The organism is Vibrio sp. 05-20-BW147, assembly GCF_013369385.1.
Taxonomy (GTDB): Bacteria; Pseudomonadota; Gammaproteobacteria; order Enterobacterales; family Vibrionaceae; genus Vibrio; species Vibrio floridensis.
In genome coordinates this window covers 1-12,699 of record NZ_SZTO01000010.1, presented here as the reverse complement: position 1 = coordinate 12,699, position 12,699 = coordinate 1, and the positions used below count along the sequence as shown (strand labels likewise).

General features: G+C 44.1%; 4 protein-coding genes and 1 pseudogene. 4 read left to right on the top strand and 1 reads right to left on the bottom strand.

The window, feature by feature from the left end:
• Positions 1-65: 65 nt before the first annotated feature.
• Complete coding sequence (locus tag FC652_RS10380; protein WP_176298502.1) at positions 66-932, bottom strand: YafY family protein; 867 nt, start codon at positions 930-932, stop codon at positions 66-68.
• Positions 933-1,079: 147 nt separating this feature from the next.
• Between FC652_RS10380 and FC652_RS10375 the strand changes: the two genes are divergently transcribed.
• The 4 genes and pseudogenes from FC652_RS10375 to FC652_RS10360 all read left to right on the top strand — a co-directional run.
• Positions 1,080-4,562, top strand: coding sequence for a hypothetical protein (locus FC652_RS10375; RefSeq protein ID WP_176298501.1), 3,483 nt, complete (start codon positions 1,080-1,082; stop codon positions 4,560-4,562).
• A 5-nt stretch (positions 4,563-4,567) separates the two neighbouring features.
• Positions 4,568-6,541 carry a hypothetical protein gene (locus FC652_RS10370; protein WP_176298500.1) on the top strand — a complete coding sequence of 658 codons (1,974 nt, stop codon included), beginning with the start codon at positions 4,568-4,570 and terminating at the stop codon, positions 6,539-6,541.
• A 121-nt stretch (positions 6,542-6,662) separates the two neighbouring features.
• On the top strand, positions 6,663-9,551 hold the full coding sequence (locus FC652_RS10365; RefSeq protein WP_255199157.1) for a DEAD/DEAH box helicase: 2,889 nt from the start codon (positions 6,663-6,665) through the stop codon (positions 9,549-9,551).
• 2 nt (positions 9,552-9,553) lie between these two features.
• Positions 9,554-12,699 (top strand): annotated as a pseudogene (locus tag FC652_RS10360) (class I SAM-dependent DNA methyltransferase); the annotation flags it as partial.

Sequence of the window (12,699 nt, the reverse complement as noted above, 5' to 3'; positions counted from 1 at the left end):
GTAAAGTTGTTTGTGTTTGGTTTTGTATTTTGCTGGATGAATGGGCTTCGTTATTAAGTTAATGTTCAGTTGATTGTAATGATGAGGTCAAAGAGCTCATCCCGGTTCTTTAGGGTAATCTGCTGCCCTTGAGGGTTGGATTTTTGTGTGTGAATATCAATGTTATAGGTATCAAGCACATAGCGTACGAGTGATGCATTGGTGGCAATTCGCAGAACACCGTCATTCATCGCATAATCTTTTTCTATTACCGCGCGTTGTTTCTCATTTAGGCGTAGATCGGGGCTTAACTCCACGTTCAGTTTGGTATTCCAAAGCTCATCGTCATCTTTACCATGCGTCGCATTATTGTTGATATCGGGAATACCTTGTATACGGCTTAAGACAAAATCACGATAGCCACCAGCTTGTTCACAATAAGCGCGAACGTGCCAGCGTAATGGTGTGCAAACAAGAGTATGCGGGGAAATAATACGCTCAGATGGCTCACCATCTTTGAGTGATGTGTAGCATATGTCGACACGTTTTTTCTCTCGGATTGCTTGCACTAATGGGCGCAAAATTTCTGGTGATATATTGCGTGTCACCGGGCGAATCATTGTAGTGTTCTCGAATCCCATGTTGAGGTCGGCAAACGTTACAGCCATATCTTCACTACGAGAAAGAATATGAAGGTATTCATCGGCATGGCCGGAGGTGAGTTTAGGGCTAAAACTATCACTGGGTTTATAGCCTTTGAGGTACTTGTCGTAAACCAAGTTGCCAGGTGCAATCTCTACAAGATAAGTATTGATATCTTTGGACGCTTGTTGACGCCCGATACCAAAGCTCTGGATCAGATGGTTGGTGGTCAAACGCCCTTCCCACAAAGCAATAATCTCAATCATTCGGTATCGAAACAGCAGATCCCATCGAATTGGCCACGCACTCATTGTTAGATTCCTGTCTAGTTATTCGACATGTTCATGTATTCAGTATTTACCTGTCGCTAATGACGTCATAGTATTTCTTGTATGTTTTATCGTCAAGTTATTGGTCGGTTGGCTGTTTTATTGGTGGGTTTTGTTCGGGAGAACAGCATGAGTGCACTACTTGAAACATATCTAGATATGGCAGGGCCGAGTGTTTGTCAGTCCAAGGAAGGCTTTTTAGCCATCATTGATGCACAAACAGGCCTTGGAAAAACATATCAGGCTACTGGGCTTCAACTTGAGCACTTGATTGCTGACTCAAAGAAAACTCTTATTTATTCGACGAATTTAAGAGTGAATGTTAAAGAGGCTTATCAGGCTCTACTTGACCGAATCGATGGCCATCCTCTGCTTAATGAATCACAAAAAGCACTGTATAAGCGCAATGTCATTCTTATTCCCGCGCAGGATACCTCGATCGCTGAACTATCAAGTGAAGATTGGCCCTTCATATTTGAAGCTCTTGAGCTCCCACAAAAAAAAGAGATAAAGGCGATATTGGACAAAGCTGCATTACTGCAGCAAGCTAAAAGTATCAATAACACGACGGTATTCGATGAAGAATTGCGCACTGAGTACGGCCATGCGTTTAATTTGTTGCGGAGCTATTTCAAGAACAAAGAAATCAATAACCCTGTTTTGGATTCCATCCTCCATCGAATCTTTTCCGCAAGAAGGATTGTTCAAGGTCAAACACAGGTGTTGTTTTTGACTACGTCAAAGTTGCTTTACCCTTGGCATGATATTGAGAAGACATACAGAATTAGTGATTTTCTTGATAACTCATTGTTGATCCTAGACGAGTTCGATCGTCAGCAAAGTGAGTTTCTCACCCACTTAATCAATACAGTCTCTGACTACGACATCATTGCCCTGACACGTAAATTCTATTCAAGTTTTGACAGCTTCAAAATTCATGGTTCGTCTGAGTTTGATGGGGTGGATAAATGTTTTGACCGTTTTCGTAACTCACTCGCAGATTACAAAGGTAAGTGGCATGTGCAATATCGTCCGTTCATCACGGCAGAAACAGTTCAGAGGGGGAGTGAAAATCAACACCGTATATTCACGCTTCTCTCAGACAGGATGTCGATCCATGCCATCAACTTTAAACACGAAGAATTAAAATCACAAATAGACCATACGTTAGGCAGTCACGAGATTGGTCCTGATGGTGCTGAGAGTGCGATACAGTTTGTTAATAATGGTGCCCAGCTTGTCAGAACATTCTGTAATGGCATGTTAAGTGCCATTCTTAAGTTAAAAATGAACTTAGAGAAACTGGACGACCCAAGAGTCTATACCACAGAAAACCTAGTAGAAAAAATTCTCAATAACTTGGGATTAGTAGAACTCGCACCAAGCATCATGTCTTTAATCTCTGCGCGACTAAGTTTTAAAGTCCAAAACGCACACAAAGCGTACAGTTTCCATGATAGTGGCTTTGAAATCGCCAACATTGCGAAATATAGCGATACAGATAATACGGCTAAGGCGGCAACGTTTGATTTAGCTTTGACATCAACAGGATTGCTCGCTCATTGGGTTCTTGGTGGAGCAAAAGTTCTCGGCATAAGTGCAACCGCAACTAGCCAGACGGCTATTCACAATTTTGATCTAGAGTACTTGAGCAATGTTCTAGGAGAGCGGTTGATCCTGCTGAATCCTGCGCAAAAAGCGGCGATACAGGCAGAGTATTGTGAGAAACGAAGATACGTTGAAAATCAGGTTTACATCAAGGTGAAAGGAATTTCTGAGCGTGTAGACTGGGGTGGTGTGGAGGTGCTCTATCAAGAGTTCAAAGGCAACAGGCTTTATCCAGCGGCACTCGAAATTGAGTTGTGCAAGCTGCTCAACGTAAGTGCTAAGAATCTTAGCTTTGCGGTTAAGAGAGCGAACAAACTGATAGATTCAATCTTGCAGTTTTCTAAACATCCCACTAATCGATACCATTTTTGTATGCTCAATAAAAGCTATAAAAACAGTGAATTCATGGATTTCATGGCTAGCGTTGGGCAAAAGTACAATGTCACTATCTTTGAAAACATCAATGCCGCTTCGTTCAGGAATGAGCAGTTCCAAGCCATATTGGATCTCTTAGAGAGCAGCTCAAGAAAAGTTGTGGTGATTACCAACTATCAGGCAACAGGAGCTGGGCTATCACCTTCCTATTCCATCAACAATAACCATTCCCTAATTTACGTTGGCCCAGAGGGTGTTTCACCATTTCAAAACAAAACGGATATAGATTCAATTTACTTAGAACAACCAATGAGCCTAATTGGGAGTAGGATTGGTGATGATTTGATGGAGAAAGAGCGAGATCTTGCTATCAAAAAGAACATTCACGATGCCTTAATGCTTCACGAAAAAGGCATTGTGGTAGCTAACGAGGTCAAAACAAAACTCAAGTCCCTTATTGCTCCCAATGTGAACAGCTTTTCCGTAGGCTCACTAATTCGCACCTATAAAGGAAGCGAAGATTACCGTTATGCTGTTTATCGTTTCATCGAACAAGCATTGGGTCGAATGTGTCGCACCGAGTGGAAGCAGGGTGAAATCACCATCATGTATGATGCAGTTACTGACTTTGTGGAAACATTGGCTAAAGACAGCCGCAACCTTTCGTATCTTTCTCACGAGTACCGTGCATTAATAACGGATATCAAGCAGCGCTACAAAGTCCAGGAGAATGAAAAGCAACGCATAGCCTATCACCCAAGAGCTTCTCGAAATTACGCGCATATTCAGAGACTAGTGACCAGTGTGTATGAACACCAGAATGAAGACGCGATCGGTCAGTACGAGCGATTGCGGACTTGGATGTTGAAAAAACCAACCATGCTGCTGCCACCAGCAGGTGAAGAGGTTCGCTACTATATCGATGTTCAGGCCCCGCTGGGCCAGTATCAGTACCAAATCGATTACTCTGAAGCTAGAGGAATTACTGAAATTTTCATTAACCCAGCGGATGTGTCTGGTTTGCGCGTAGTCTCTGAGCAGTCAGCACGTCTTCATTTGCTTATGAAGAATCCATTCGTTTCAGAGCATTTTAAAGAGAACGGTTTTGCAACCACATTTTGCAGCGCTCAGTTTGTATTAGCGCCGGCTATGTTTGATCTCTATATGGGAGCGCTTGGCGAAGAAGCGGTTAGATCAATCTTGAAGGCGTTTGGCTACGAAATTCAGCCTATGCCAAAAGGATGTGTGGAGTGGTTCGATGGGTATATTGAGCTTGGTAATCGAGTTCTGATGGTTGACGTCAAACACTGGGATTTAGAACTGGGTTGTTTGGAGCACGACAACACTTTGGATAAATGCCAAGCCAAGTTGGAACAAATTAGGGTAAATCCTCCCGCTGAGTTTACAAATAAATGCGTGCAAGCTTTGTACATCAACACCATTTGGAGTGGTGCCGAAGGGATAAGTTCGCGCAAATACTTGAGTAATCATCAAAAAATCGTTGTGCATGCTAATCCAGATTTAGCAGATGTCATTGAAATTCCGGGGATCATTGACAGTGAGTCGGGTACAAATAGCGTCCCTCCCATGATCCAATTACTTGAATTATTGAACCAGTTTGCGGAGTGAAGCAGATGAGCCAAAGTTTAACCACTCTCATTGACCTAACCTTTAATTTTGATGTGTTAAGCCAAAGGTACGTTATTTACAAAGCGTCACTAGACAAGAGTAAAGGTGATGCAGGTTATGCGCAGCAACTGAGTTTAGTAGATCAGGCATCGACACCAAAAGCGCTTATCAAACACTCTGGCTATTACTGGGTGTTGCGAGACAACGAAGATAAAGCCAAACCAACATCGCCAGATATCGCCTTTGAACGTGTAAAGTTTGAAGATTGTGAACCACTTTTGTTAGGGCGCCTTTTTGTGCGTGCACTAGGTAAAGTGGCGCCGAGCCAGTTTTTTTCCGGACTTGGTGAGACATTTCTTTTTGTCGAGTCAGATAAGTTTTTTGAGCATACCGTATACAAATGTTTGAAGTTTGATCTTAAAGAGAGTGTGCGCTTCAACTCTTTATTCATTTCCATTGATGGAACAACATTTTCGCCGATAGAAGCCGCCTATAAGCCAGAGGGTGTCATTGAAAGACAGTCCAAATTTGAGTTTGATATACAAAGTGGGCTATTGCGACGCAATCCTAAGGGCAAACTTATCGAGCATAGTCCAGGAAAAGGAAAGTTTACGACCAATGCTATTGATATCTCAGGTCAAGAGCCGATATCGCTGCAAAAAACCAAAACTGGTGCCATTTATCAGTTCGTTAAACTGATCAACCAGCATTTCTCAGGTTGCTTATCGCTGCAATTAAAACCTATTAATGCCAGTTGGCGTGAGCATTACAAAAAACGCGATGTGGAAAAAGTGTATCAGCGTATCTATCAAGTGCTTGATGATGCAGGTGGCCTACAAATTGTGAATGCCGCATTGAAAGAGGAAGGTTTCGAGAAGCTGAAACTTCAGCGATGGCCGGTACACGTTGAGTTTATTGAACACGCTGATATCAATGTGAAAAAGCCGTTACTTGTGGTAGTAGACAGTGCCGAAGAGTATCAAAAAGCGGGCCTGTCCGATCCCAAGTTAGGGTTTTATTCGTCAGATCGAGTTACACAAAGTGTCTACAATTCGACGATTACTTCTTTACGGCCCAAAGCTAAAGGGAACGAGCTGAGCCCGATTATTGATGCTTTAGTGAAAGAAATCGCCATTAAACAAGAGTGTCTACAGCGTCAGTTTCTTATTCAAGAGTTACAGGGGCACTATTGGTTTGTTGAGAGAGAGGAGCCAAAGCGTGGCGGTCAAGGACCGATATACCACATTCTGAAATGTAAAGATGGAATATTTGGTTATGAACAACAGGATGAATTTTATTTTGATGAGTTGGGCATCGAGTTACCTGAAAAACAGCGCTATTTTGAAACATTAAACTATGTAATCGACATGGCGCAGCCTGTCCCTCAAGTCTGTACCATTGTTCATGAAGAAATTGCCGCGATTCCGCATGCCACGAAACTATTTGAAGTGCTTGAACACTTAAAAAGAAGTAACCAACAAGGCATAAGTCGTCAATTCATCGAGCAGTTTCTCTCAAATTCTGCCTACTTGCATGATCCCATCCGTGACAAACTCCTATCCATGTTGGAAATACACCCGCTACAGCAAGAGTTTTATAAAGAAGATCTTAAAAGCGTCAATATCGGTTATCGCTCCAATGCCGAGCAAGCGCTTGTTGATGGCTATTTTGAGGAAACCGGAGTCATGCTCAATTACTCGTTAAAAGGAGAACACAATGAGTACCTCGAAGCCTTAACTGGGCACTTTTACGATGCAGAGCACTCCGCCTATTTTGTTGGCAGTGAAAAGGGTGGTTTCAAGTTCAGTCGAGGCCACTTCAATCATCTTAGGTATCTCGAAGGTCCGGAACAGTTAAAGCAAGTCTGTTTGGAACTGACTAAAAGCTATTTTATTCGCAATAAACTGGCGACAGTTAGGCCTTTTCCTTTCAAGTATTTGTCGGAGTTTCGAAAACTGAGCGAGTACGATGAAAATTAGAACCTAATCGTTCTATTTTTAACCGATAGATTCATTAACAAGCGCTAAGTCATAGAGCGAATTCTTAAAATTTCATATCATAGTTTCAATTAGTTAGCGCTAGGCCAAAAAGAGAACACCAATGGCAAACCAACAAGTCAATTATGCTCCCGGCATGCGCATTGTGATACGCGATGCTGAATGGGTAATTCAAAAAGTCGACAGCAGTTCAGATGGTGGTCTGCTGATAACCTGTGAAGGGATTTCCGAGTTAGTACGCGGTCGAGAAGGGCGATTCTTGACGAGTTTGGAAAACAAAATTGAAATACTAGACCCCAAAAATACCCTATTGGTAGAGGATGACTCCTCGGGCTATAGCGCTTCCAAGTTATACATCGAAAGTATGCTGCGCCAACGGGTGCCAACAGATGAGAAAGTACATCTTGGTCACAAAGCGGCGATGGACCCATTACCTTTCCAGCTCGACCCGATCAAAATGGTGTTAAAGCAGCCTCGTCAACGTATCTTGATTGCTGATGCCGTGGGTTTGGGTAAGACCCTTGAAGCTGGCATTTTAGTGTCAGAGCTTATTCGTCGTGGTAAAGGTAAGCGTATTCTTGTCTTAGCGGTGAAATCAATGTTGACGCAGTTCCAAAAAGAATTTTGGAGCCGTTTTTCTATTCCATTAACACGTCTTGATTCAACCGGGATTCAGCAGGTACGCAATCGCATCCCCACTAATCACAACCCGTTTTACTACTACGATAAAGCCATTATCTCGATAGATACGCTCAAGCAAGATGTCGAGTATCGCCATTACCTAGAAAGTGCATACTGGGACATCATAGTCATTGATGAAGCGCACAACGTAGCAGAACGTGGTTCACACTCGCAGCGCAGTAAGTTAGCCAAATTACTGGCTCGTCGTAGCGATACCTTAGTGATGCTTTCTGCAACACCACACGATGGCAAGGCTGAAAGTTTCGCTAGCTTGATGAACATGCTGGACGCAACCGCCATTGCCAACCCTAGTGATTACAGTTACGACGATTTTAAAGACAAAAATCTAGTGGTGCGCCGTTTTAAGAAAGACGTCAAAGACCAAATGGTGGGTGAGTTTCCAGAACGGCACATTGACCGAGTCTATGCCAAAGCCAGCGCACAAGAAGAAGAGGTTTATCGTCGCTTAGTCGAGATGTCGCTGCGCAGCTTAGAGTCGGATAACAAAGGCACCAAACTATTTAAAGTAACGCTTGAAAAGGCACTGTTTTCCAGCCCAATGGCTTGTTTGTCTACGGTTGAAAACCGCATAAAAAAATTAGAACAGAAGCTTAAGAACACTAGTGATGTCGATTATCAAGAAGACATTAATGAGCTTGAACATCTCGCATCCGCTTTGCGCAACGTCGATAAAACCAGTTTTAGCAAGTACCAACAGTTACTTACGACGATGCAAAAAGATCTTCAGTGGAAGAAAAGCCAAACCGATGACCGCTTAGTGATCTTTACCGAAAGCATCAAAACGCTAGAGTTTTTGTATCAAAATCTGCAGCAAGATTTTGGTTTAGCTGAGGGAGCTATTGCCCAGTTACATGGTGGCATGTCAGACACGGATATCATGAGCGTCGTGGAAGAGTTTGGTAAAGAAAACTCGAAATTGCGCCTATTAGTCTGTTCTGATGTGGCATCAGAAGGTATCAACTTACATCACCTCAGCCACAAAATGGTCCACTTTGATGTGCCTTGGTCGTTGATGGTTTTCCAGCAGCGTAATGGCCGTATCGATCGCTATGGACAGAAACACCAGCCAGAAATCCGCTACCTGCTAACGCAAAGCGACAATCCCCGAATTAGCGGAGATACCCGCGTACTGGAAGTGCTGATCAATAAAGATGATCAGGCACAGAAAAACATTGGTGATAGTTCGGAGTTTACTCGTGCGTATTCTCAAGAAGAAGAAGAAGCGCAAATTGCTGATCAGATGATGAGCGATGACATCAGCTTTGACCCTGCGGACTGGATTGACAACTTCTACAGCCAAAATAGTGAGCAGCAAGAAGAAGACCTGTTTGCAGGCTTCGCAAACGACGTGTCCAATGCGCAAGAAGGCGATGATACGGCCCAAGCTGTTTCCTTGTTTAAAGACGATGTCGATTACTGTGAGCACGCGCTGAAGTATCTTAACCAGCAGGGACAAAAGCTCAAATACGAAGTGGACAACAAAGGTGTTGTTTCGTTATTTGCCCCTAAAGACCTGCGTCAGCGTTTTAAATTCTTACCTACGGAAATACAGCCCAAAGAAGAGAACAACCATACCCTCTATTTGAGTAACCGGCTTGATGTGATTAACCAGGAAATTATACGTTGTCGCAGTGAGCAAACGGCTTGGCCGAAAATCCAATATCTCTGGCCGATAAACCCGGTTTCACAGTGGCTGGGCGATAAAATGATGGGCGCGTTTGGTCGTCACCAAGCGCCAGTGCTGCGCATGCCTGCACTTTTCGAAAGCTATGAAGATCACTTTGTGCTTTCTGGCTTGTTTCCGAACCGTAAATCACACCCGGTAGTCAACCCATGGTTGGTGGTCAGTTTTGAGGACGGTGAACTCACGGGCATTGAGCGCTTTGAAGACTTTATTCAGCGTTACCCATTCCACCAGCAAGTGCTGTCTAACAAAGGCGGTGAACGCAGCCACGAGCGCCAAGAAGCGCTTTTAAGCCAAGCGATCGATGCAGTACGCCCATACTTGCTACAACTTCGTAATGAAAAAGAAGCCGAGTTAAATCAAAAGCTCAATCAGCAGATGGAAAAACTCGATAAGTTACGCGATAAGCAAATGAAGCAATTGGAGCTGGACTTTGGCGATAGCAAGCAAGCAGGAAAAATCGTTAATGACAAAAAAGCACAGCGTCAACGGGAAATTGAACAGATCTTCGATGAATATTTACGCTGGATCGAGGACACCATGACCACAGAAACCTCACCATACATTCAACTGGTGGCAGTATTAACCGGATCGGAAGGGCTATAACCATGGCATTGGTTGGTATTTACAACGAAAACGACTTTTACTCACACCATTATCTGAGCGAAGTGTTTATCGGTGATATTCGTGGTGTATTAGAACAGTGGTTAGAAAAAGAAAACCAAGCCCGCGAAATTGAACGTGCAGAAAAAGAGCAAGGTGGTAAACCGCAGCGTGGCTATCGTGCACCTCACACTCAGCTGGCAAGTTATAGCGGTGAGTACTTTCGCGAGTTAAATCAGCATCTCAGTGTTAAAGACGTCAACAAACGCCTTAGCAATCAGCGTGCGCGTTGGAGCCCCATCTTGCATGCGCTCGGGTTTGAGATAAAACCAACACAAGTGTTGCTAGAAAACGGTCAGCTACCGGTTTTGTCGGCTTATCAAGACCATCAAGGTTTGCCTCTGTTATGGATCCTCGAAGCCCATGACCCATCCATGGACGACTGCGCTGACCCACTGTCATTGCCCCTGTTATCACAACAGTTAGAAGCACTCGAACCAGAGCAGCGTAAGGTTCTATTAAAAACACAGCAAAGTGATGAGCTGAGTTGGCAGGACTTAATCTCGAAAAAAATCTTTAGCGCCCCGGAGCCACCTCGCTGGTTGCTGTTATTGGGCAATCGCCAATGCTTGTTGCTAGATCGTACCAAATGGGCGCAAAACCGTTTGTTACGTTTTGATTTAGAAGAGATCCTTGGTCGTAAAGAGAGCGATACTCTCAAAGCGATGGCTGCTCTTTTGCATAAAGACTCCATCTGCCCACAGCAAGGTCAGAACCTACTGGATAATTTAGATGAAAGCTCACACAAGCATGCGTTTTCAGTATCCGAAGATCTCAAGTACGCGCTGCGTGAATCCATCGAGCTGTTGGGGGATGAAGCCGCAAAACAGCTGATAGAAAAAGGGTTTACCTACGACGGCAAAAACAACATTGATGCCAGCCAACTAAGCCTTGAATGCTTACGGTACATGTATCGCATGCTGTTTTTGTTCTATATCGAAGCAAGGCCAGAGCTAAAATACGCACCGACAAACTCCGATGTCTACCTCAAAGGGTATAGTTTAGAAGCACTACGCGATTTGGAAATGGTGGATCTCTCTACCGAAGAATCGCGCAATGGTCGCTATATTCACGACAGCTTGCAAATGCTATTTCGTCTCGTGGCCAAAGGCTTTGCTGGCAACAGCAAACAGAGCGATAGCGAGAGCAGCTTATTTGATGATATTCAGAAAAGTTTTGCCATCCGCAAACTTGAAAGTCACTTATTTGATGACGCGCGTATGCCGTATTTGGCGCGTGTGGTATTTCGTAACGAAACCTTACAGCGCGTGATCAAATTAATGTCGTTAAGCCGCCCAGGAAAAGGCAAAGGCAAGCGTCGTGGCCGCATCTCTTACGCGCAGTTGGGGATTAACCAGTTGGGCGCCGTGTATGAAGCCTTGCTTTCCTACCGTGGCTTCTTTGCTCAAACTGACTTGTATGAAGTGAAAAAAGCTGGGGAAGAGCTCAATGAGCTGGAAACAGGCTACTTTGTCAGTGCCGAGCAGTTGGCCGAATACCAAGACGATGAAAAGGTATTTCGCAAAGATGGCACCTTACTCAGCCACCCGAAAGGCAGCTTTATTTACCGCATGGCGGGGCGAGATCGTGAAAAATCGGCCTCGTACTACACCCCAGAAGTACTCACTCAGTCATTGGTGAAATATGCACTGAAAGAGCTATATAAAGAGCAGCTCGAACCCCTCGCAACCGTTGCGGAACAGGCCGATAAAATCCTCACCATCAAAGTGTGTGAGCCAGCCATGGGCAGCGCGGCGTTCTTGAACGAAGCGATAAATCAGCTGGCTGAAAAGTACCTTGAGTTAAAACAACTGGCAGAAGATACCCGTATACCGCAAGAGCAATACACCCGAGAGCTGCAACGGGTAAAAATGTACATCGCCGATAACAACGTTTACGGCGTTGATTTAAACCCCGTCGCCGTCGAGCTGGCGGAAGTCTCGCTGTGGCTTAACGCCATTAGCGATGAAGCCTTTGTGCCTTGGTTTGGTTACCAGCTTTACAATGGTAACTCATTAATTGGCGCACGCCGCCAGGTGTTTTCGACTGGCGACCTCACTTACAAAAAAGCCAAAGACCCAAGCTGGTTAAACCGTGAACCAAAACGTTTAGGCCATAATGAAGCGCGCAGTCCGCATGAGGTTTATCACTACCTGCTGCCCGATAACGGTATGGCTAACTACAGTGATAAAGTGGTAAAAGCGCTTAAGCCAACAGAAATTACCACCATCAATGCATGGCGCAAAACCTTTGTTCGCTCGTTTAGCATGGAAGAAAAAGATCAGCTAAAACGTATCTGCCAAAAAATTGATGAGCTATGGCAAGCTCATGTTGAGCAGCGGCGAAAAGAGCGCAATATCACCACCGATAACCTGCAAATTTGGCCAAACTCCGCGCGCTCAGCGCAGCGTTCAAGTACCAACGATAAAGATAAGTTACTGAGCCAATCACAGCAGTCAGGTTCAGCCGTTTACCCGCGCTTAAAAATGGTGATGGATTACTGGTGTGCGCTGTGGTTTTGGCCAATCGACAACGCCAATGATCTACCAAGCCGTGCGGAATACCTGGGTGAAATCGAGCAGGTGCTGGAAGGCTACACAGTGACAGAAACTGTAGTCACCGAGGAAAGTTCAGGCCAAATGGCGATGTTCTCCGAAGGCAGTCAACAAACACAAGATCTGTTCTCGACCAGCCGTGGTGGGGTAGTCAATAAGGACTTTTTGTATGGTGTGTTTCCCCGTTTGCGTAAAGTTGATGAGCTTGCAACATGTTATAAGTTTTTCCATTGGGAATTGGAGTTTGCTGATCTTTTTGTCGACAATGGTGGTTTTGACCTTATTTTGGGTAACCCCCCTTGGTTAAAAGTTACTTGGGAAGAAGGCGGTATTTTAGGCGACTTTTCACCTCTTTTAAAATTAAGAAAAATATCGGCTAAAGATGCGACTTTACAAAGGGAAGAACTTTTTGAAAAGAATAAGAGTTTAGAATCGTTGTATTTAAATGAATATGTTTCATCAGTTTCTATTCAGAGCTATCTAGCTGCGACGTGTAATTATAAAAACTTGAAAGGTGTTAAGAGTAATTTATATAA